Origin of the sequence: Frigoribacterium sp. SL97, from assembly GCF_026625765.1 — a bacterium.
Lineage (GTDB): Bacteria > Actinomycetota > Actinomycetes > Actinomycetales > Microbacteriaceae > Frigoribacterium.
The window spans coordinates 2,667,622-2,688,292 of record NZ_CP113062.1; the positions used below are offsets into that span (position 1 = coordinate 2,667,622).

Annotated in this window: 21 protein-coding genes; 12 read left to right on the forward strand and 9 right to left on the reverse strand. The window is 73.1% G+C overall.

What is annotated here, in order from left to right; genetic code table 11:
- Positions 1 to 60 precede the first annotated feature (60 nt).
- The 5 genes from OVA02_RS13135 to OVA02_RS13155 are packed head-to-tail and all read left to right on the forward strand — an operon-like array spanning position 61 to position 5,039.
- Complete coding sequence (locus OVA02_RS13135) at positions 61 to 1,560, forward strand: ABC transporter substrate-binding protein (protein WP_056045977.1); 1,500 nt, start codon at positions 61 to 63, stop codon at positions 1,558 to 1,560.
- Positions 1,557 to 2,510, forward strand: coding sequence for an ABC transporter permease (locus tag OVA02_RS13140; RefSeq protein ID WP_267658654.1), 954 nt, complete (start codon positions 1,557 to 1,559; stop codon positions 2,508 to 2,510). The genes OVA02_RS13135 and OVA02_RS13140 overlap by 4 nt, the downstream gene beginning before the upstream one ends.
- A complete protein-coding gene (locus OVA02_RS13145; RefSeq protein WP_267658655.1) occupies positions 2,507 to 3,460 on the forward strand; it encodes an ABC transporter permease in 954 nt (317 codons plus the stop codon). The genes OVA02_RS13140 and OVA02_RS13145 overlap by 4 nt, the downstream gene beginning before the upstream one ends.
- On the forward strand, positions 3,457 to 4,236 hold the full coding sequence (locus OVA02_RS13150; protein WP_267658656.1) for an ABC transporter ATP-binding protein: 780 nt from the start codon (positions 3,457 to 3,459) through the stop codon (positions 4,234 to 4,236). The genes OVA02_RS13145 and OVA02_RS13150 overlap by 4 nt, the downstream gene beginning before the upstream one ends.
- On the forward strand, positions 4,233 to 5,039 hold the full coding sequence (locus OVA02_RS13155; RefSeq protein WP_192123352.1) for an ABC transporter ATP-binding protein: 807 nt from the start codon (positions 4,233 to 4,235) through the stop codon (positions 5,037 to 5,039). Before OVA02_RS13150 ends, OVA02_RS13155 begins: the two co-directional genes overlap by 4 nt.
- Positions 5,040 to 5,069: 30 nt before the next feature.
- On the opposite strand, the gene OVA02_RS13160 is transcribed toward OVA02_RS13155, so the two are convergent.
- A complete protein-coding gene (locus tag OVA02_RS13160; protein WP_200413112.1) occupies positions 5,070 to 6,494 on the reverse strand; it encodes an amidase in 1,425 nt (474 codons plus the stop codon).
- Between the two features lie 121 nt (positions 6,495 to 6,615).
- Between OVA02_RS13160 and OVA02_RS13165 the strand changes: the two genes are divergently transcribed.
- Both OVA02_RS13165 and OVA02_RS13170 read left to right on the forward strand, forming a co-directional pair.
- Positions 6,616 to 6,954, forward strand: coding sequence for a DMT family transporter (locus OVA02_RS13165; protein ID WP_056045992.1), 339 nt, complete (start codon positions 6,616 to 6,618; stop codon positions 6,952 to 6,954).
- Between the two features lie 4 nt (positions 6,955 to 6,958).
- Entirely contained in the window at positions 6,959 to 7,555 is a 597-nt protein-coding gene (locus OVA02_RS13170) for a TetR/AcrR family transcriptional regulator (protein ID WP_267658657.1), read from the forward strand.
- A 3-nt stretch (positions 7,556 to 7,558) separates the two neighbouring features.
- On the opposite strand, the gene OVA02_RS13175 is transcribed toward OVA02_RS13170, so the two are convergent.
- The 7 genes from OVA02_RS13175 to OVA02_RS13205 form a co-directional block, all read right to left on the reverse strand.
- Positions 7,559 to 8,152 carry a GNAT family N-acetyltransferase gene (locus tag OVA02_RS13175; RefSeq protein WP_056045998.1) on the reverse strand — a complete coding sequence of 198 codons (594 nt, stop codon included), beginning with the start codon at positions 8,150 to 8,152 and terminating at the stop codon, positions 7,559 to 7,561.
- A gap of 32 nt (positions 8,153 to 8,184) precedes the next feature.
- Positions 8,185 to 8,889, reverse strand: coding sequence for a uracil-DNA glycosylase (locus OVA02_RS13180; RefSeq protein WP_056046001.1), 705 nt, complete (start codon positions 8,887 to 8,889; stop codon positions 8,185 to 8,187).
- On the reverse strand, positions 8,886 to 9,629 hold the full coding sequence (locus OVA02_RS13185; RefSeq protein ID WP_267658658.1) for a Type 1 glutamine amidotransferase-like domain-containing protein: 744 nt from the start codon (positions 9,627 to 9,629) through the stop codon (positions 8,886 to 8,888). Before OVA02_RS13185 ends, OVA02_RS13180 begins: the two co-directional genes overlap by 4 nt.
- Positions 9,626 to 10,174 carry a phosphoribosyltransferase gene (locus OVA02_RS13190; protein ID WP_267658659.1) on the reverse strand — a complete coding sequence of 183 codons (549 nt, stop codon included), beginning with the start codon at positions 10,172 to 10,174 and terminating at the stop codon, positions 9,626 to 9,628. The genes OVA02_RS13185 and OVA02_RS13190 overlap by 4 nt, the downstream gene beginning before the upstream one ends.
- A gap of 34 nt (positions 10,175 to 10,208) precedes the next feature.
- Positions 10,209 to 10,973 (reverse strand): YqjF family protein, encoded by a 765-nt coding sequence (locus tag OVA02_RS13195; protein ID WP_235452558.1) that lies wholly within the window; start codon positions 10,971 to 10,973, stop codon positions 10,209 to 10,211.
- A 79-nt stretch (positions 10,974 to 11,052) separates the two neighbouring features.
- Positions 11,053 to 12,249 carry an FAD-binding domain-containing protein gene (locus tag OVA02_RS13200; protein ID WP_267658660.1) on the reverse strand — a complete coding sequence of 399 codons (1,197 nt, stop codon included), beginning with the start codon at positions 12,247 to 12,249 and terminating at the stop codon, positions 11,053 to 11,055.
- Between the two features lie 62 nt (positions 12,250 to 12,311).
- Positions 12,312 to 13,304: a glycosyltransferase gene (locus OVA02_RS13205; RefSeq protein ID WP_267658661.1), complete on the reverse strand. Its 993-nt coding sequence runs from the start codon at positions 13,302 to 13,304 to the stop codon at positions 12,312 to 12,314.
- Between the two features lie 557 nt (positions 13,305 to 13,861).
- Between OVA02_RS13205 and OVA02_RS13210 the strand changes: the two genes are divergently transcribed.
- Entirely contained in the window at positions 13,862 to 14,452 is a 591-nt protein-coding gene (locus OVA02_RS13210) for a hypothetical protein (RefSeq protein ID WP_192123341.1), read from the forward strand.
- On the opposite strand, the gene OVA02_RS13215 is transcribed toward OVA02_RS13210, so the two are convergent.
- Positions 14,439 to 15,215, reverse strand: a complete 777-nt coding sequence (locus tag OVA02_RS13215) for an SDR family oxidoreductase (protein ID WP_233568346.1) — start codon at positions 15,213 to 15,215, stop codon at positions 14,439 to 14,441. The genes OVA02_RS13210 and OVA02_RS13215 overlap by 14 nt on opposite strands.
- A gap of 184 nt (positions 15,216 to 15,399) precedes the next feature.
- Between OVA02_RS13215 and OVA02_RS13220 the strand changes: the two genes are divergently transcribed.
- The 4 genes from OVA02_RS13220 (at position 15,400) to OVA02_RS13235 (ending at position 20,613) form a co-directional block, all read left to right on the forward strand.
- Positions 15,400 to 16,731 (forward strand): bifunctional o-acetylhomoserine/o-acetylserine sulfhydrylase, encoded by a 1,332-nt coding sequence (locus OVA02_RS13220; RefSeq protein WP_159825286.1) that lies wholly within the window; start codon positions 15,400 to 15,402, stop codon positions 16,729 to 16,731.
- Positions 16,732 to 16,833: 102 nt separating this feature from the next.
- Positions 16,834 to 18,033 carry a homoserine O-acetyltransferase MetX gene (metX, locus tag OVA02_RS13225; protein WP_267659709.1) on the forward strand — a complete coding sequence of 400 codons (1,200 nt, stop codon included), beginning with the start codon at positions 16,834 to 16,836 and terminating at the stop codon, positions 18,031 to 18,033.
- A 175-nt stretch (positions 18,034 to 18,208) separates the two neighbouring features.
- Positions 18,209 to 19,366 carry a sensor histidine kinase gene (locus tag OVA02_RS13230; RefSeq protein WP_056046025.1) on the forward strand — a complete coding sequence of 386 codons (1,158 nt, stop codon included), beginning with the start codon at positions 18,209 to 18,211 and terminating at the stop codon, positions 19,364 to 19,366.
- The gene (locus tag OVA02_RS13235) at positions 19,363 to 20,613 is read left to right on the forward strand and encodes a hypothetical protein (protein ID WP_056046027.1); all 1,251 of its coding nucleotides are present in this window, start codon (positions 19,363 to 19,365) and stop codon (positions 20,611 to 20,613) included. The genes OVA02_RS13230 and OVA02_RS13235 overlap by 4 nt, the downstream gene beginning before the upstream one ends.
- The last annotated feature ends 58 nt before the right edge of the window (positions 20,614 to 20,671 follow it).

A 20,671-nucleotide genomic window follows, 5' to 3' on the forward strand; every position in this document is an offset into this window, starting at 1 on the left:
CCCCCGGTCCCCCGTCGCCGTGGACGATCCGCCACGGCCATCCCCGGAAGGCCCCACCAGGTGCGCACCCTCCCCCTCTCCGCCGCCGTCGCCGCGCTGTTGCTGCTCGCGACGGGTTGCTCGTCCGCCTCGTCCCCCGACGGGTCGGGCACCCCCGACCCCGACGCGACCGTCACCGTCGGCCTCGTGCTCGAGCCGAGCGACCTCGACATCCGCACCACGGCCGGCATCGCGCTCGACCAGGTGCTGATCGACAACGTCTACCAGGGCCTCGTCGGCCGCACGCAGGACAACGAGATCCGCGACGTGTTGGCCGCGAGCCACACGGTCAGCGACGACGGCCTGACCTACACGTTCACGCTGCACGACGGCGTGACCTTCCACGACGGGGCCGCGATGACGGCCGACGACGTCGTCTGGTCGCTGTCCCAGGTCAAGGACGACGCCTCGCTCGCGAGCCATTCCGACCTCGCCGCGGTCTCGACCATCACGGCGCCCGCCGCCGACACCGTCGTGCTGACGCTCTCGCGACCCGACTCGTCCCTGCTGTTCGACCTCACCGGTCGCGCGGGCCTCGTGCTCCAGCAGTCCGCGACGAACGACCTCTCGACGACGGCGAACGGCACCGGCCCCTTCGAGCTGACGAGCTGGCGACAGGGCGACAACCTGCAGCTCGGGCGCTTCGACGACTACTGGGGCACCCCGGCGAAGGTCGCGGGCGTGACCTTCCGCTACGTGACCGACCCGTCCGCGGCGATCAACGCCTCGATCTCGGGTGACGTCGACGTGCAGACCGCGGTCGACGCGACCCTGTCGACCCAGCTCGACGGCGTGGACGGCATCACCCTCGAGAAGGGCAAGACGACCGACAAGTACACCCTCGCGTTCAACAACGCCGTCGCCCCCTTCACCGACGCCAAGGTCCGCAAGGCCCTGCGCCTCGCGATCGACAACGATGCCCTGATCGCCGCCGTCGGCGGGTCGGCGGTGGACCAGGGGGGCCCGATCCCCGAGCTCGACCCCGGCTACGAGGACCTCACGAGCGTCGACTCCTACGACCCCGACGAGGCGAAGGGCCTGCTGGCCGAGGCCGGTCACGACGGTGACCTCTCGCTCACCCTCGAGTACCCCAACGTCTACCCGGCCGCCATCGGCGACGTGCTGACCACGCAACTCAAGGCGGTCGGCGTCACGTTGACGGTGCAGCAGGTCGACTTCAGCACCTGGCTCGACGACGTCTACGTGAACAAGGACTTCGAGCTCAGCATGGTCAACCACGCCGAGACGCACGACTTCGCGAACTGGGCGAACCCGGACTACTACTGGGGCTACGACAGCGCCCCCGTGCAACAGCTCTACGCCGAGTCGATCGCGGCGACCGACCCGGAGGTGGCCGACGAGAAGCTCGCCGAGGCGGCGACGATCGTCTCGGACGACGCACCGGCCGAATGGCTCTACACGGCCACGACGCTGACGGCGATCCACGACGGCGTCACCGGCTTCCCGACGAGCTCGACCACGACCCGCCTCGACCTGGCTGACCTGGCCACGACGGAGTGACCCGCTTCGTCGTCGGCCGCCTGCTCCTCTTCGTCGGGGGGCTAGCCGTCGCCAGCGTGCTGATCTTCGCGACGCTGCGGTTGCTGCCGGGCGACGTCGCCCAGGCGATCGCCGGCACGACCGGCTCACCCGAGCAGGTCGCCGCCCTCCGTCAGCAGCTCGGCCTCGATCGTCCCGTCGTCGTGCAGTACCTCGACTGGGCCGGCGGGCTGCTGAGGCTCGACCTGGGCGAATCGCTCGTCACGGGGACGCCGGTGGTCGACGAGGTGCTCGACAAGCTGGCCGTCACCCTGCCGCTCGCGGGGCTGTCCCTGGTCTTCGGATTGCTGATCGGCATCCCGCTCGGCGTGACGAGCGCGCTCCGCCGTGGCCGCGCCTCCGGGGTCGTCCTCGGCACCGGGGCCCAGCTGCTCGCGGCCGTGCCGGTCGTCTGGGCGGGCATGCTGCTGATCGGCGTCTTCGCCGTGACGCTGCGGTTGCTGCCGACGCAGGGGTTCCCGGCCGACGGCTGGAGCGAGCCCGGGCGGGCCTTGCGCTCGCTCGTGCTGCCGGCCCTCACCATCGGCATCGTCGAGGGGGCCGTGTTGTTGCGCTTCACCCGGTCGGCGGCGCTCGGGGCCCTGGACCAGGACTACGTGCGGACGGCCGCCGCCAACGGCATGACCCGGTCGCGCGCCCTCGTGCGACACGGGCTGCCCAACGTGATGCTCAGCATCGTGTCGATCCTCGGCCTGCAGGTGGCCGGCCTGATCGTGTCGGCCGTCGTCGTCGAGCAGTTGTTCACGCTGCCCGGGCTCGGCCGCATGCTGGTGACCGACGTCGGCCGCCGCGACCTGACCAAGGTGCAGGGTGAACTGATGACGCTGACCACGCTCGTGCTGTTCATCGGCCTCGTGATCGACGTCGTGCACCGGCGGCTCGACCCGCGCCTCCGCGAGGGCGACCGATGAGGCGCGGCGCGTTCGTCCGCGAGCTGCTGCGTCGACCGCAGGGCGCGTTCGGCGCCGGCTGGCTGACCCTGATCGTCCTGTCCGCCGTGGTCAGCCGGTTCTGGACCCCGCTCGACCCCTTCGACACCGACCCCTACTCGGCCTGGCTGACGCCCTCGCTCGGTCACCCCTTCGGCACCGACTCGATCGGCCGCGACATCTTCAGCTACGTCGTCGCGGCGACGGGCACGACGGTCGTGGTCGCCGTCGCCTCGGGCGTGGTCGCCACCGTGGTGGGGGTGGGGCTGGCCGCCCTCGGCTCGTTGACGTCCCGCTGGGTGCGCGAGTCGGTCGCCGTGCTGATCGACGTGCTCGTGGCGTTCCCGACGCTCCTGATCGCCATGGCCCTCGCCGCGGCGTTCGGCGGGTCCCTCACCGTGGTGGTCGTCGCCGTGGGGATCGGCTACGGCGTGACGATCGCCCGGGTCAGCCGGTCCGAGATCCGTCAGGTGGCGCGGACCGACTACGTGCTCGCCGCCCGGGCGAACGGGCTCGGCAGCGGGGCCGTGCTGCGTCGCCACGTGCTGCCGAACATCGCGCCCGTCTTCGTCGTCCAGCTCTCGCTGTCGATGGCCACGAGCGTGCTCGCCGAGGCCGGACTGTCGTTCCTCGGCTACGGCGCCCCGGCCGACACCGCCTCGTGGGGGCGTCTGCTGAGCGACCTGCAGAAGTTCATCGGCGTGCACCCGGGGTCGGTCGTCTGGCCCGGGCTCGCCATCACGCTGACCGTCCTGGCACTCAACCTGCTGGGCGACGCCGTGCGCGACGCCTCCGACCCCCGGCTGCGGTCCCGGCGGACGGGACGTGGCACCCCGGGCTCCCCCACGACACCGGCTCCGTCCACCTCTCGCCCGCGAGCCACCGCCCCGAGCGCCGCAGGCACCTCGACCACCCCGGGGGTCGTCTCGTGAGCCTGGTGATCGACGACCTCACCGTGACCGTCGGCGGCCGCCGCGTCGTCGACGGCCTCTCGCTCGACGTGCCCGACGGTGCGCGGGTCGGACTGATCGGCGAGTCCGGTTCGGGCAAGTCGATGACGACGCTGGCCGTGCTCGGCCTCCTGCCCGACGGCGCCCGCGCGACGGGCAGCATCCGGCTCGACGGACGCGAACTGCTCGGGGCGTCGGAGCGCGACCTGGCCGGCCTGCGCGGCCGCGTCGTCGGCACGGTCTTCCAGGACCCCCGCACGGCCCTCGACCCCGTCGTGACCGTCGGGCGACAGATCGTCGAGCCCCTCCGCCTGCACGGCCGCGTCGGTCGCCGGGACGCCCGCTCGCGAGCGGTGGCCGCGGCCGCCGAGGTCGGCCTGCCCGACCCCGAGACCGTCGTGGACCTCTACCCGCACCAGCTCTCGGGCGGTCAGCGGCAGCGCGTCGGCATCGCCATGGCGCTGATCAACCGGCCGGGGCTCGTCCTCGCCGACGAGCCGACCACCGCGCTGGACGTCACCACGCAGGCCGAGGTGCTCGCGCTCTTCCAGCGCCTGGTCGACGAGCAGCGGACGTCGCTGCTCTTCGTCACGCACGACCTCGCCGTGCTCTCGCGCATCACCGACCACGCGGCGGTGCTGTCGCACGGGCGCGTCGTCGAGCGGGGCCCCGTCGAGCAGCTGCTGCACCGCCCCGAGCACGAGGTCACCCGCGGGCTCGTCGAGGCCACGAGAGCGACGACCTGGAGGTCCTCGTGAGCGACCCGACCACCGCACCCGCGCCTCCTCTGCTCGTCGCCCGGGGCCTCACTCGCACCTTCACCCTGCCGCGCCGTTCGCCCTTCCGACCGGGCCCGGTGCGCCACGCTCTGGTCGACGCCGACCTCGAGGTCGCCGCCGGCGAGAGCGTCGCGCTGATCGGTGAGTCCGGCTCGGGCAAGTCCACGCTGGTGCGCCTGCTGCTGGCCCTCGACAGGGCGACGTCCGGCACGGTGACCTTCGACGGGCGCACGGTCGCCCCCGACCGCGCCTCGCGCCTGCGCTGGCTGCGGCGCCAGACGGGCATCGTCCTGCAGGACCCCTACGCCTCGCTGGACCCCCGCATGCGCGTGGGCGACACCGTGGCCGAGCCGCTGCGCGCCCTACGCGTCGAGGGCGACCACGACCGCCTGGTCGCAGAGATGCTCGAACGGGTTGGCCTCTCGGCGCACGACGCCGAGGCCTGGCCCCACGAGTTCAGCGGGGGCCAACGGCAGCGCATCGCCCTGGCCCGGGCCCTCGTGCACGGGCCGCGGCTGCTGATCGGCGACGAGCCCATGAGTGCGCTCGACGTCACCGTGCGGGCGCAGATCCTCGAGCTGCTGCGCGAGCTGCGCGACGAACGCGGGCTGTCGCTGCTGCTCGTGTCGCACGACATCGGACTCGTGCAGCACCTCGCCGACCGGGTCGCCGTGCTGCGAGACGGTCACATCGTCGAGCAGGGCCTCACCGACGACGTGCTGCGTCGACCGCGGCACGACTACACGCGGACGCTGGTCGACTCGGTGCCGACGCTCGACTGAGCCCCGGCTCGTCAGCGGTGCCCACGCGGCTCACCACATCGGCGGGTGCCGACGCTGCCACCGCAGCCGCCGCTCGAGCTGGGCGCCGAGCGCGAGCAGGACGTCCTCGCGCCCCGGTCGCCCGATCAGCTGCACGCCCGCGGGCACGCCGTCGACCTCGCCCACCGGGAGGCTGATCGCCGGCAGCCCGGCCACGTTGACGAACGACGTGAACGGCGAGTACAGGCACTGCTGCTCGAAGTTGCGTTCGGCGTCCTCGGCGTCGTACCAGCCGAGCGGGCGCGGCAGCATCGCCAGGGTCGGCGTCAGGACGGCGTCGAAGGCCGAGAACCGCTCGACGACGACTCGTTCGAACGCCGCGAGCCCGACGAGCGCCGCCGACAGCTCTCGCGCCGTGACGCGTCGCCCCTGTTCGACCAGCCACCGGGTGACGGGCTCGAGCAGCGCCAGGTCGGCCTCGGTCTCGGCCGGGATGCCCGCCGCCCCCGCCTGCCAGATCGTGCGGAACAACGCCGGGTAGTCGGACGCCGGCAGGGTGGTCTCGTCCACGCCGTGCCCCATCGTCGTGAGCAGGTCGGCGGTCTCGCCGAGGACGCCCAGGAGGCGCGGGTCGACCCGGACGTCGAACGCGTCGTCCCACGGGCTCGTCGTCATGACGGCGACCTGGAAGCGTCCCTCACCCCGCACGGCCGTGCCGAGGTAGGCGCCGTCGGGTGACGGAGGTGCCCAGAGGGCCTGGTGGTGCCGCGGTTCGCGCCCGTCGGGCGACACCATCGCGTCGAGCAGCAGGGCGGCGTCGGCCACCGACCGGGCCAGGGCCCCGCCGACCGGCAGGCCCGCGAGGCTCGTCAGACCCGACTGCGCCGGCACGCGTCCCCGGGAGGGCTTGAGTCCGACGAGGCCCGTGGCGGCGGCCGGGATGCGGATGCTGCCCCCGCCGTCGGACCCGGGTGCGAACGGCAACAACCCCGCGGCGACGGCGGCCGCGGCGCCGCCGCTCGACCCGCCCGCGCCCGTCTCGGGCGCCCACGGGTTGCGCGTCGGAGGGCCCACGAGCGTCTCGGTGTACGCGGTCAACCCGTACTCGGGCGTGGCCGTCTTGCCCACGCTGATCGCGCCGGCCTCGTCGAGCGCCTCGGTGATCTCGGCCGACGTCTCGGGCACCCGGCCCCTGCTGAGGCGTGAGCCCGACCAGGTCGGCACGCCCGCGCGGTCGCTCAGGTCCTTGTCGGCCAGCGGCAGCCCCCAGAGCGGCGCGACCGAGGGGCCTCCGGCGGCCAGGGCGTCGGCCCGCGCGAGGGCGGCCTCGCCGGTCACCGTCACGAACGCGCCGACGTCGCCGTCGAGGCGGGCGATGCGCTCCAGGTAGTGGGTGGTCAGCTCACGGGGCGAGACCTCGCCGCGACGCAGCCAGTCCCACTGCTCGTGGGCGCTCAGGTGGTGGAGTTCGAACACCCGTCGAGCCTAGGCCGCGGCTCCGGCCACGGATCTCGCTTTCTGGTACATTTGTCCCATTCGTGCTCCCCCGGCCGCAGGTCGCCTCCGGGACCGTCGCACGTCTCGACAGGACACCGTCATGGGTTACCTCTTCCTCGCGCTCGCCATCGTCGGCGAGGTCTTCGCCACGAGCTTCCTCAAGGTCACCAGCGGCCCCGACGCCAAGTGGTGGCAGTACGCGGCGGTCGTGGTCGGCTACGTCTTCGCGTTCGCGATGCTCTCGCAGTCGCTGAGCAAGGGCGTGCCGCTCGGCATCGCCTACGCGATCTGGGCCGGCGTCGGCGTCGTCCTCGTCGCCCTCATCAGCTGGATCTTCTTCAAGGAGCCCCTGACCCTCGTCCAGCTCGGCGGCATCGTCCTCGTCATCGGCGGCGTCACCATGCTCGAGCTCGGCGGTCGCCACGAGGCCGCGGCCTGACCCCGTGACCGACACGACGTCGGGTGACGGCCGGGGCCCCGGCGGCTCGACCGTCGGCCCCGGTGGCCAGGCCCTGACCCCGAAGGGCGAGACCAGGAGGCGCGCGCTGCTCGACGGCGTCCTGGCCGTCCTCGAGGCGGGCGGCCCCTCGGCCGTGACGCACCGCGCGGTCGCCCGCGCGGCCGGCGTCCCGGTCTCGGCGGCCACGTACTACTTCGCCGGACGCGACGACCTGCTGCGGGCGGCGCTGCGCCACGCGACCACGGACTGGGTGCGGTCGTTCGACCGCCTCGAGCGCGCCTCCTTGGCCGACCTGGCCGAGACGCTCGTCCGGTACGCGATCACCGAGCGCGGGTCGGCCCGGGCGCAGTACGAGCTGCTGTTCACCGCCATGCGGGACGAGTCGCTGCGCGAGGACGCGGACCTCTGGTACTCGTCGCTCGAACACGTGCTGAGGCGGACCGGCGTGCCGAGCGAGCGGCTCGACGTCGTGGCCCTCGCCGTCGACGGCCTGATCGTCCGCATGCTCTGGCGCGGCGAGCCCGGCACCGTCGACGCGACCGAACGCATGTTGCGGGAGATCGTCGGCCCGCTGCCCTGAGGTTCAGGCGCGGCGGCGCTTCTTGAGCGACTTCTGCATCGTGATCGTGCCGAGCCAGCGGCCGAACTTGAAGCCGACCCGGCCCATGCGACCGACCTCGGTGAAGCCGAGGCGCTCGTGCAGGCCGATCGACGCCTCGGCGTTCTTGTCGGCGATCACGGCGATCATCTCGCGGATGCCCGCGTCCCGGCAGGCCTCGACGAGCGCCTCGAGCAGGGCACGGCCGAGGCCCTTGCCGGTCGAGGCGGCCCGCAGGTAGATCGAGCTCTCGACGGTGTAGCGGTAGGCCGCCTTGCCGCCCCACGGGGTCGCGAGCGCATAGCCGAGGGCCTCGCCGGACGGGTTCACCGCGACGAGGAACGGCATGCCGAGCGTCGTGACGAAGGCGAACTTGCGGCGCCACTCGGCGAGGGTCATCGCGTCCTCGTCGAAGGTGACGGACGAGTTCGCCACGTAGTGGTTGTAGATCTCCTGGACGTAGGGCAGGTCGGCGGGCGTCGCGGGTCGGATCTCGAACGTGAAGCCGGGCTCGACCGGGGCCGGGGGGCGGAGGGCTCGGGGAAGCCGACGCCGGGGCTGGTATTCCTCTTCGAGCACGGGATCACTCTGCCACGCCGGGTGCGGGACCGTCAGACGGCGGGCGGGAGCGTCCAGTCGACGGGGTCGCCGCCCTGGGCGACGAGCAGCTCGTTCGCCCGGCTGAACGGCCGCGAGCCGAAGAATCCGCGCGACGCCGACAGCGGGCTCGGGTGCGGCGACTCGATCGAGGGGACGTCGCCGAGCATCGGCTTGAGCGCCGACGCGTCACGGCCCCAGAGGATGGCCACGAGGGGCCCTCCCCGCGCCGCGAGCACCTCGATCGCGCGCTGGGTGACCGGCTCCCAGCCCTTGCCGCGGTGCGACGCCGTCTCGCCCGGACGCACCGTGAGCACCCGGTTGAGCAGCAGCACGCCGTGGCGCGACCACGAGGTCAGGTCACCGTGCTCGACGACGGGGACGCCGAGGTCGTCGTGCAGCTCGCGATAGATGTTCGCGAGGCTGCGCGGCACCGGGCGCACGTGCGGGTCGACCGCGAACGACAGCCCGATCGGGTGGCCGGGCGTCGGGTAGGGGTCCTGACCGACGATCAGGACGCGCACCTCGTCGAGCGGCTGTCGGAAGGCGCGCAGCACGTCCTCGCCGGCGGGCAGGTAACCGCGCCCCGCGCGCACCTCGGCTCGCAGGTACTCGCCCATGTCGGTGATGCGGTCGGCCACGGGTTCGAGCGCGGTCGCCCACGAGGGGTCGATCTGCTCCGAGAGCGGTCGACGGTGATCGTGCGCCTCGACGGTCACTCGACCCCGAGCGTGCCGACCGAGACGCCGACGATCTCGCCGCCGTCGTCGAGCTGCGGTTCGACCCGCCAGACGCTGCCGGTGCCGAGCACCGCGAGGGCGCCCTCGCCGACGACCAGGGCGGTGTTCTCGTCGATGGCGACGCCACCACGGACGAGTCCCGCCTCGGTGGCGGCGATGAGCCTGGTCAGGGTGCCCCACTGGGCGGCGTGCACGTCGATGGCGAGGTCGACGAGGCCGAGGCCGTCGGCGAGGGTGACCTCGTCGAGGTCTTCTGCCGCGTCCTCGGGGCAGACCGGGACGTCGCCGATCAACCAGCCGCCGAGCACGGCGCGGTCCGCGGCGATCATGGCGCCGGCCGAGAAACCGAGGTAGGGCAGCCCGTCGGCCACCAGGAGGCGCACCTGGTCGATCAACGGAGCGACCGCGTCGAGGTAGGCGGGGGTGAGCCCACCCGCCACGAGCAGGCCGTCGACGTCGCTCAGCACGCGGGTGTCGAACTCGTCCCCGGCGGAGACGATGGTCGTGAGGGCCTCACAGCGCCCCCCGGCGGCCAGCATGGCGGGGTAGCCGTCACGGAACTCGGCGGACGGCGAGTCGTCGGCCACGACGATCAGCACGGCGATGCGCGGCACGCTCCGACCGACGGCGGCACCGCGGACGGCGGCCTCGGCGACGAAGAGGTCGTACAGCTCGGTGTCGTCGGGCGACCAGCCGCCGCCCACCAGGTGGATGCTCACTCGCCCGCCCCCGCTCCGACCTCACGCGTGACGGGCGGCAGTGCGCTCCACGGGAAGGTGATCCACTGGTCGGTGCGCTTCCAGACGAAGTCGGGTTCGAGCACGGTGCGGGGCTTGCTGTAGAGGCAGACCGTGCGGACCTCGGAGGCCACCTCGGCGAGCAGGTCGCGCACGAGCACGAGGGTGCGCCCCGAGTCGGACACGTCGTCGACGACGAGGACCTTCTTGCCCTCGAGCGACGGGGCGTCGAGGGTCGGGGGCAGCAGCACGGGCTCGGGCAGCCGCTCGTCGATGCCCGTGTAGAACTCGACGTTGATCGAACCGCACATCTTGGTGTCGAGCGCGTAGGCCACGGCACCGGCGAGCACGAGCCCCCCGCGGGCGACGGCGACGATCACGTCGGGCGTGAACCCCGCCTGGACGACGTCGGAGGCCAGGTGGCGAGCGGCCTCACCGAACTCGAGCCAGCCCAGCACCTCCCGCTCGGGAGCCTCGACCTCGGGTCGTGCGGGGGCGGCCTGGCTGTCGTCGGGTGGGGTGACCATGCCGACAACCGTAACGCGCGCAGGGCTCCCCGCGTCACGCCGGGACCCAGGCACCCCCGGGAGGCGCGAAGACCGTGTCGACGCCGTCGGACCACAGCAGTGAGTCGGGCTCGCGGTCGGTGACGCCCGGCAGGCCGCCGTCGGCGACGAGCTCGTCGTCGAGGTCGACCAGCTCGGCCCGGCGCAGCGACCAGGTGTCGTGCCGGTTCGGCCAGTACCGGGTGCGCCCGCCGCGGGCGACGTGCATGCCCCAGCGGGCGGTGAGGAACTCGGCGAGCGGGTCGCCGTCGACCACCTCGTCGGTGGGACGGACGGACAGCCGCGACGACGGGTTCGTCCCCGGCCCGAGCCGGGTGCTGCGGTACGTCACGACCCCGTCGACCCGGGACTCGCGCATCGACGCCCAGCGATACGGCAGACCGAGGCCCACGTTCGCCGCGAGCACCGAGACGAGGCGCTGCGCCTCGAGGGTGCGGAACACCACGCCGCGTCGGCCCAGGGCATCGACCGAGTACAGCCGCACGTTCGTCTCGAGGAAGTCCCCGGCCCAGGGCACCGCGGGCAGCGGCCCGAAGGCGCTGCCCGTCAGCTTGAACGGGATGAGCCCGACCCAGGTCGACCCGTCGAACACGTCGGGCCGCGTGCCGGGCGGCAGCAGCGGGGCGACGCGATCGGGCTCGACCCGCCAGTGCGCGAAGGCCAGGCCGCCCCAGTGCTGTCGGATGAACGCGGGGCGGAGCAACGGAGGCGCGGTGCGGGACACCGGATCGGCGTCGGCCCCCGGCATGGTCTGGTCCATGTGGCCCACGGTACGGGCGACCGCCTGGGCGGTCCACAGCCTCGGACGAGCTGCCGCCCCCGGCCCTCCCCGGGCCGCCTCAGAGCTGGCGGACGAGTTCGGGGATGCGACCGCGGAACGGGAAGAAGCCCCGGGAGGCGGACGGCCACGCCTCGCCGTCCCACCGCCGCCGGACGGTGACGAGGTCGATCCCCTCGGCAGAGAGGGCTCCGCGCACGGACGTCAGTCGCTCCTGGACGGGACCGACCGGGGCGTACGGCGTCACCACCGTGTCGAGCCCCTCGGACCGCGCCCACTCGACGACGGCGGCGGGCCGTGCGTCGGTGGGCGTCCGGGCGGGCCGACCGTCGGCGTCCCGCGTCCGTGTCGCCGCGTCGTCCCGAGCGCCCGTCGTGAAGGCCACGACGGCGGCGGAGGCGCCCTGTGGGGACCGGCCTCCGGGGTCGGCGGAGACGGCCACGGCCGACAGCCGCGCGACGAGACCGGGGCGTTCGGCGAGCAGGCTCTCGGGCTCGAGGTCCTCCTCGTGGAGCAGCAGCCCGACCCGCCCATACGGGGAGCCGACGACGTCGGCGGCCTCGACGGGCGTCCGTGGCGGCAACGGCTCCTCGTCGAGGGCCCTGGCCGTGGTGGCGAGACCCTCGGGCGAGAAGCGCCCGTCGGTGAAGCGCGAGATGTTCGAGGCCGTCGCGAGGTAGGTCTTGCCGGCGGTCTGCAGGCCCGCCACCCAGCGCCAGGACAGGGTGTTCGAGGCCGCGTCCCCGTCGAGCAGGTGGCGGTGGAAGAAGTCGGCGCCCAGGTGCCACGGAAGGCCGAGGGTGAAGATCCAGATGCTGGCGAACCACATGCGCGTGTGGTTGTGGAGGTACCCGGTGTCGACGAGCTCGCGCACCCAGGCGTCCATCGCGTCGATGCCGGTGCGGCCGGCGACCGCCTCGTCGTACCCCGCGGGGACGCCGGCGTCGACGGCGCGGTCGACGTCCCGTCGGTACCGCCGCCACACCTCGGGGTTCTGCTCCAGCCAGCCCTTCCAGTAGGTGCGCCAGAACACCTCCTGCACGAACTTCTCCGCCGCACCGAGCGTGTGACGCTCGAGGACTGCGCCGACGACCTCGCGTTCCGTCACGAGACGGTGGCGGAGGTACGGCGACAGCCCCGAGACGGTGCGGCGTGACACCCCGAGGTCGTGGTTCCGGTCACGGGCGTAGGCGGAGCCGGCGAGGGGGAGGAACTCGTCGAGGGCCTCGAGGCCGGCGACTCTGGTCGGGACGATCACACGTCCATCTTGCGACCCCGGACCCGTGGGGGCCCGGGGAACGCCGTCGCGACCAGGAGACGTCAGTGGCGGACGGTGGCCGAACGCAGCGGTTCGAGCTGGTCGATCGGCAGACCGACGTGCGTTCCGCGCAGCAGCCCGAGCAGGCGACCGGCCACGAGACCGACGGCCGCGGCGGCCAGCACCGCCGTGCCCCTCCGACGACCGACGAACGAACGCCACGCGCCCGAGGCCAGGCGAGCGGCCGTGACGCCCGGGACGACGGCGGTGTCGGCTTCTCCCCCGAGGGAGCGTCGCAGCGCGGTCTGGGTGACGCCGCGGTCCACGGCGGCGCCGACGACCGAGCTCCGGCGCGTCCGCGAGGGACGCACGGTGCGCGAGACCCTGGCCGACGAGGTCGACACGACCCGCGCCTCCGGCTCGTCCGCGGCGAGGCGCAGGCACAGCTCGACGAACTCGGCGCCGCGGGGCACGCCCTCACGGGCGTCGACACCGCTGGCCAGGCCACCGACCTGCAGCAGGTCCCATCGTCGGAAGGCCACGGTCGCTCCCGCCACGTCGTCGAAGCCGACGAGGCCGTCGGGTCGCGTACGGGGCGTGCAGTCGACGGCCCAGAGCAGGTCGTCGGGCAGGGCGGACGAGGCCGCACCGGGCCAGGTCGGTTCGGTCCGTCCCACGACCGCGATGACGTCGACCTGGTCGAACGGGGCGGCGAGCGCCCGGGCCCAGCCGGCGTGGGCGACGCAGTCCGCGTCGAGGAACGCGACGACGTCGCCGCGTGCCGACTCGATGCCGGTGTCGCGGCTGCCGGCGAGCCCCGGGGTGCGGGTGTTGTCGACGACGAGCAGGTCGTCGTACCGGTGGCGCAGGTGGTCGCGGAGTCGCGGTGCCCGATCGACGACCACGAGGACGTCGTGCACGTCGCCGTCGCGGAGGACGGAGTCGAGCGCGGCCGTCAGGCCGTCGAAGGGGGTGGATTCGTCGGCGCAGACGACGACGCTGACGCGGGGGGCCGGGGGGACGGAGGGCAGGGAGGTGCGGACGCGGAGGGTCACGGGGGTTCCTCTGGGTTCGTCGACGGTCGCCGTCGCGCCGCAGGGCGTCGCGTTCGGGTGGCGACCCTCGTCGGAGGGTGCGTTCGGGTGGCGTCGTCGGGAGGGGTGGCCCGACGTCGTCGGCCGGCGGTCGATTCGGGCGACCACGGCAGAGGCACGTCCCGGATTCGGGTTCGGGACGTCCTGACCTCCACAACGGTACGGGTCCCTCCTGGGAAGACGAAGAACGAGGGGGTCCCCCGTTCGAGGGGGCCTCGTCCGGGTGACGTCCGGGTGGCGCCCGGGTGGGGGCCGGTCCGCGTCCGCTCCCCCCGGGTGAGGCTCGCCGTCCCACGCGGTTCTGCGGCCCTCCGGGCCCCGGACGGCAGGAGGCGCGGGCACCGTCGGCGACGTCCCCCCGGTCGCCGGGCGGGTCGTCCCCCGCCGGAACCACCCGCTGGTGACCCGTGTGACGCGTCGTCCGCCCACCCGTCGCGCGGTCCGCCCACCCGGTCGTCGCTCCCCCGCGCGCCGGTAGGGTCGGGGCCTGACCCGCCACCACGAGAGGACGTCGACCAGTGCCCCACGGACCGGGAACGCGCCGTCGCGCGGAACGCACGGCGCTCGAGCGCGCGGTCGACGAAGGCCTGTTGATCGTCCGGGCGGCCCTGGTGGTGGCCGTCACGAACCAGATCATCCGCCGTGCCCTGCAGGAGCGCCTCCCGTTCGACGAGGACGTCGCGACGCGGGTCACCCGCGACGAGATCGACCGCCTGACGGCCGAGCAGACGTCGGCCGCGGTGCGCGTCCGCAGACTGCGTCGGATGACCGGGCGGTCGTACGGTCAGTCCCGTCACCAGTTCGACTACCGTCCCGAGGACGCCGACGCCCTGAAGCTCCGCGAGGCCGCGTCGAAGGGCGTGGCCCGGGCGCTGGCCGCCCGCCGGGAGGACGACGACTTCGTGGCCGAGGTCGTCGCGGACGCCCGGTCGCGAGCGTGGGACGACGTCGGGCAGACGGTCGTCGACCGGCTCGGCTGGGCCGCGCGCCCGGCCGACGACTACGACGACGGGCGCCACGAGCGCCTGCGCGACCTCGTCGAGGGCGACCTCGCGGCCCTGCGCGAGAGCCGCACGGACGGCGGGGCCGGCTCGGTCAGTCCTTCTTGACCCTCAGCTCGCCCTTGGCCACCTTGTACGTCGCCGCCTGAGCCACGGGCTTGATGGTCACCAGGTCGAGGTTGACGTGGGCCGGCAGCTCGACCGAGTGCACGATCGACTCGGCCACGTCGTCAGCCGTCAACGGCGACTCGACGTCGCGGTAGACCGCGTCGGCGCGGTCCTGGTCGCCGCCGAAGCGCACGAGCGAGAACTCCTCGGTGTGCACCATGCCCGGCGCGATCTCGATCACCCGGATCGGCTCCCCGGCCAGCTCGAGCCGCAGCACGGCCACGAGGGCGTGCTCGGCGAACTTCGAGGCGTTGTAGCCACCGCCGTTCTCGTAGGCGACGTGACCGGCGATCGACGTGACGGTCACGATGTCGGCGCCCCGCGCCTCCTCGGCTCCGCGGCGGAGCGACGGCAGCAAGGCGGTGACCGCGCGCTTGGTGCCCAGGACGTTGACGTCGAACATGCGCTGCCAGTCGTCGATCGAGCCGTTCTCGACGCTGTCGAGTCCGAACGCCCCACCCGCGTTGTTGACCAGGGCGTGCAACGGTCCGGTCTCCTCGACGTGGGCCCGCAGGGCGGCCACGTCGTCGTCGCTGGTGAGGTCGGCCCGGAACCAGGCCGCCCCCGTCTCGTCGGCGAGCGCCCGGAGGCGGTCCTCGCGTCGCGCGACGGCCAGGACCTCCCAGCCGCGGGAGCGGAACGACCGCACCGTCGCCGCTCCGATGCCCGAGCTCGCTCCCGTCACCACGACCCGCTTCGCCACGTCTGCCTCCTGTTGCCTCGTTCGTGGTCGGCGCCCGCTGCAGGCGCACCGCCCCACGCTAGCGGCCCCGTTACGTCCCGTGTCCGGCATCGTGGACGGTCGGGGGCACGGTCCGTACCGTGGCTGTCACCGCAGACCCCCGCCGACGACCCCGGCCCACGCACCCCGACCGCAGGAGCACACCATGACCGACGCCCAGCCCGCCTGGAAGTTCGAGACGCAGCAGATCCACGCCGGGGCCCAGCCCGACCCGACGACCCATGCCCGCGCCACGCCGATCTACAAGACGACGTCGTACGTCTTCCGGGACGCGCAACACGCGCAGGACCTCTTCGCCCTCGCCGAGAACGGCAACATCTACTCGCGCATCATGAACCCCACCCACGACGTCGTGGAGAAGCGCATCGCCGCGCTCGAGGGCGGGACGGGTGCCCTGCTGGTGTCGTCGGGCCAGGCCGCGTCGACCTTCGCCGTGCTGAACATCGCCGAGGCGGGCGACCACATCGTGTCGTCGTCGTCGATCTACGGCGGCACGTACAACCTCTTCAAGTACACGCTCGCGAAGCTCGGCATCGAGACGACGTTCGTCGAGAACCAGGACGACGCCGACGAGTGGCGCCGCGCCGTGCGTCCGAACACGAAGCTGTTCTTCGCCGAGACGATCGGCAACCCGAAGATCAACATCCTCGACCTCGAGAAGGTGTCCGGGGTGGCACACGCCGAGGGCGTCCCGCTGATCGTGGACAACACGATCGCGACGCCGTACCTGATCAGGCCGCTCGAGCACGGGGCCGACATCGTCGTCCACTCGGCGACGAAGTTCCTCGGCGGGCACGGCACCGTCATCGGCGGCTTCATCGTCGACGGCGGGACCTTCCCGTGGTCGTCCCACGCGGAGCGCTTCCCCGGTCTGACGCAGCCCGACCCGTCGTACCACGGGGCCGTCTACACGCAGGCCGTCGGCGACGCTCTCGCCTACGTCATCAAGGCGCGCGTGCAGCTGCTGCGCGACCTCGGGGCGTCCAACAGCCCGGACACGGCCTTCTCGTTGATCCAGGGCATCGAGACGCTCAGCCTGCGGATCGAGCGACACGTCCAGAACGCGCAAGAGGTGGCGGAGTGGCTCGACGCCCGCGACGACGTCGCCGCGGTGTACTACGCGGGCCTGCCGACGAGCCCCTGGTACGCGGCGGCGAACAAGTACGCACCCAAGGGCGTCGGGGCCGTGCTGTCCTTCGAGCTCAAGGGAGGCGTCGACGCCGGCCGAGCGCTCGTCGACGCCCTCGAGCTCTTCAGCCACCTCGCGAACATCGGCGACGTGCGCAGCCTCGTGATCCACCCCGCCTCGACGACGCACTCGCAGCTCACCCCCGAGCAGCAGCTCACGACCGGCGTCACGCCGGGGCTCGTCCGCCTCTCGGTCGGCCTCGAGAACGTCGACGACCTGAAGGCCGACCTCGACGCGGGCTTCGCGGCGGCGCGCGCCGTCACCCGGGAGGCGCTCCGCAGCAGCTAGGACGGGCGGGGGCCGGTGGGGGCTTGCGCGGTGGACTCGAGGAGGCGCGGTGTGCGTAACAAACGCACCGCGCCTCCTCGGCTCGTCCAGGATGGACGTCACATGGACTGGCAGAGCACACCCGAGGACACCGTCCCGTCGAGCGTCATCAGCGAGCGCACGCGCCTGGCGATGCTCGGCCGGCCGCCGGTCACCGGAGCCTGGCGCGACGGCGACGACCCCGGCGGACGGTCGTTCGTGACCCTGGACGAGCTCGTGCTCGAGAGCGGCGTCACGCTGCCCCGACCGCGGCTCGCCGTCGAGACCTGGGGCGAACTCGACGCCGGGCGGAGCAACGCCGTGCTCGTCTCGCACGCCCTCACCGGCGACAGCCACGTCGTCGGCGCGGCCGGCCCCGGCCACCCCACGGCGGGCTGGTGGAACGGCGTCGTCGGCCCGGGGCTCGCGATCGACACCGACCGCTGGTTCGTCGTCGCGCCGAACGTGCTCGGGGGCTGCCAGGGCAGCACCGGCCCCTCGTCCTTCGCGCCGGACGCCGTCGAGTGGGGTTCGAGGTTCCCGCACCTGACGATCCGGGACCAGGTCGCCGCCCAGGCGGCGTTGGCCGACCACCTCGGCATCGAGCGGTGGGCCGCGGTCGTCGGCGGGTCGATGGGAGGCATGCACGCCCTCGAGTGGGCGATCACGCACCCCTCTCGCGTCGCCCGGCTCGCGGTGCTGGCCGCACCGCCGGTCGTGAGCGCCGACCAGATCGCCCTGAACACGGTGCAGTACGAGGCCATCCGGATGGACGCCGCCTTCGACGGTGGCGACTACTACGACGCCGTCGACGGCCCGTACCGCGGCCTCGCCCTCGCCCGGCGGATGGCCCTGCTCAACTACCGCTCGCCCGACGAACTGAACGCCCGCTTCGGTCGCAGCTGGCAGAGCGAGATCTCACCGTTGGGCGGTCCGGGACGGTTCCAGGTCGAGAGCTACCTCGACTTCCACGGCAACAAGTTCACCCGCCGCTTCGACGCGGGCAGCTACGTGACCCTGCTCGGTGCCATGAACTCGCACGACGTCGGGCGGGACCGGGGCGGCGTGGCGGCGGCGCTGAACCGCATCACGGCTCCGACGCTGGTGCTCGGCGTCGACAGCGACCGGCTCTTCCCCGTGTCCGACCAGCGGGTCATCGCACGACACCTGCGGCACGGCCTGGACGGCGACGGCGTGGCCGTGGTCGAGAGCCCCTACGGGCACGACGGATTCCTCATCGAAGGCGACGCGGTGGGCGCCCAGCTGCGCCGTCTGCTCGACTGACCCCAGTTCGGTGGACACCACGGGGTACAGTTCCGCATCGCGACCGGATCGTTACCCCGACAATCGGCGTTTCGGGCCGTGCACGACCCCCTGAGAGGGGGCTGGGTGTGAAAACATGAGGAGTCGCCAGCCACCCGGCAGCCGTGACGCCACCGTCGGAAGCCACTCACGAATCATGGACATCTTCGCCCAAGAGCGCGATCGTCTGCTCAGCAGCACGACCCGCACCCTGGGGCTCGCCTGCGCGGCAGTCTCGGTCGTGGCCCTGGCGATCCCCGGCGTGACCGACCCCCTGCACCTCGCGGCGATCGCCCCGCTCGCCGCTCTGCTCGTCGTGTCGCTGCTCTTCGTCACCGGGCCGCGCGCCCGCGTCTGGGTCCCGGTCGGGCTGGCCTCGGGAATCGCGGCGACCGTGGTCGCCCTGTTGCCCGCCGGTGGCCCCGACGACGGTCCGCTCGCCACCGCGATCATCCCCCTGGCCGGTGGTGCGACCGCCGCCTTCAGCCTCATGCTCTCGTCCAGTCGCCCACGGCTGACCACGGCGGTCGTGGCCTTCGTCGTCGAACTGACCCTGGTGGCCCTGGCGACCGGCTCGCCGTTCACCTTCCCGGTCGCGGCCGTGCTGCTCGGCTGGGTGTCCTGCTTCGTCACGGGCCTCTGGCTCGGACGCGCCGTGCCCCTGGCGGCACGCCGCATCTACAGCATCGGCAACGCCCACCGGGCCGAACGTCAGGCCAGCGAGACCGAGGCCCAGCGGCGGCAGGGTGCCCGCCTGCTACACGACACCGTGCTGGCCACGCTGACCCTGCTCGCCCACTCGGGGTTCGGCGTCACGCCCCAGGCGCTCCAGGACCAGGCGGCCGAGGACGCACGCCTGCTGCGCCACCTCCGTCTCGGCGGCACGCCGCAGCCGCAGGCGTCGGGCGACTACAGCCTCGAGACGGTCGAGGAGTCCCCGCTCGGTCAGACCCTCGAGTCGGTCAAGCAGCGCTTCGGCCGCATGGGCCTCGAGGTGAGCTGGCACGGCACCGGCCAGGTCCTGCTGCCCACCCACGTGCTCGACGCGTTCCTGCTGGCCCTCGCGGAGTGCCTCGAGAACGTGCGACGTCACGCCGGCGTGACCGAGGCCCACGTCACGATCATCCACGACGACTCGATGGTCCGTGCCATGGTCACGGATGCGGGCGTCGGGTTCGACCTCGCCGGCATCAGCGAAGAGCGCCTGGGCTTCAAGGAGTCCGTCGTCGGCCGGCTGCACGAGGTCGGCGGCAGTGCCCGTCTGTTCTCGTCGCCCGGGTCGGGCACCACCGTCGTCCTGGAGGCACCGCGATGAGCGTCGACGAGAACACCTTCGGGATCGTCCGGGGCCGCCGAGCCGCTCGCGGCCTGCCGATCAGTTCGACCGGAGCGCGATCGCTGCGCCAGGCCCGTGCGGCCGGTGCCACCCTCGGCACCGGGTACCTGGGCGTCGGCGCGGCCGTGGTCGCCGCGCTCCAGGCCGTGTACGGCCTCGCCTTCTTCCTCAGCCACCTCTCGGCCTATCCCGACGTCGCCCCCGTCCTGATCTCGTGGCTGCTCTACGTGGCCACCTTCATCGGCACGGCCGTGCTCGTGACCGTCCGGGGCGAGCGGCTGACCACGGGCGTGTTCGCCGTCATCGGGGTCGTCCTCGCCGTCGTCGTCACGCTGGACTTCGTCGCCATCTGGCCGCTGCACGACGTGGGCGCCTATGCCACGTCGAGCGTCGCCGTCGGCTTCGGCCTGCTGCCCATCGTCACCCTCAGGCCCGTGCGAGAGGTCGTCACGGCCACCGCCCTGCTCTTCGTGGCGTTCGTCGTCATGGTGGCGCTCTCGACCCCCGTGACCAGCGACTCGGGCCCGCAGCAGATCACCGTCGTGGCCCTGGCCGTCCTGCCGAGCGCCATCGCCACCTTCGCGGTGCACCGCTTCCGTCGCATGGTGCAGGTCGAACTCGACCGGGTACTCGTGCAGAGCAACGTGTCACAGCCCCGTTTCGCGGTGGGCATGCTCGCCAGCGACGAACTGGCGCGACTCGACCTCGCGGCCGAGAAGCTGCTCGACGGCGTCGCGAACGGCGACGTGCCCCTGCCCCTGTCGCCCAAGGTCGCGTCGCAGGCCGCGTCGCTCGCCACCGAGCTGCGCCTGCACCTCATCGAGGGCCGGCGCGAGACCTGGCTGCACCACGCCGTCACCGAGTCCGAGTACCTCGGCCGGTCGGTCGCGCTGGTCGACCCGTCGTCGCTCGCCGGCCTGCTCGCCCCGGCACAGCGCGACGGACTGCTCCAGGGCGTCTGGTTGCTGCTCGGCGACTCGAAGAGCCGTGCACCGGGCACGACGATCCAGCTGACCCTCGGCCCCGTGACCGCCGCGTCCCAGTCCTTCGCCGGCCGCAGCGTCTGCGTGCCCGTCGTGCTCTCGACCACGGGCATCCGCCGCAACCGGGTCACGCCCGCCACCTGGAACGCCCTCGAGCGCGCCGGTGAGTACGTCGTCTCGACCCACGAGTCGAGCGTCAAGATCTCGGTCAACTGCATCGTCGACAACCCCGCCGAGGCCTGACCCGCCGAGCGCCCCGCGTGGCCCGGCCCCATCACCACCCCCGCCCGTAGCATGAACC

What these genes read in the sequence shown, in the direction of transcription:
- metX (WP_267659709.1), top strand. Translation starts at nt 16,834, where the DNA reads ATGGACTGGCAGAGCACACCCGAGGACACCGTCCCGTCGAGCGTCATC.
- OVA02_RS13190 (WP_267658659.1), bottom strand. Translation starts at nt 10,174, where the DNA reads ATGGTCACCCCACCCGACGACAGCCAGGCCGCCCCCGCACGACCCGAG.
- OVA02_RS13230 (WP_056046025.1), top strand. Translation starts at nt 18,209, where the DNA reads ATGGACATCTTCGCCCAAGAGCGCGATCGTCTGCTCAGCAGCACGACC.
- OVA02_RS13145 (WP_267658655.1), top strand. Translation starts at nt 2,507, where the DNA reads ATGAGGCGCGGCGCGTTCGTCCGCGAGCTGCTGCGTCGACCGCAGGGC.
- OVA02_RS13195 (WP_235452558.1), bottom strand. Translation starts at nt 10,973, where the DNA reads ATGGACCAGACCATGCCGGGGGCCGACGCCGATCCGGTGTCCCGCACC.
- OVA02_RS13165 (WP_056045992.1), top strand. Translation starts at nt 6,616, where the DNA reads ATGGGTTACCTCTTCCTCGCGCTCGCCATCGTCGGCGAGGTCTTCGCC.
- OVA02_RS13235 (WP_056046027.1), top strand. Translation starts at nt 19,363, where the DNA reads ATGAGCGTCGACGAGAACACCTTCGGGATCGTCCGGGGCCGCCGAGCC.
- OVA02_RS13220 (WP_159825286.1), top strand. Translation starts at nt 15,400, where the DNA reads ATGACCGACGCCCAGCCCGCCTGGAAGTTCGAGACGCAGCAGATCCAC.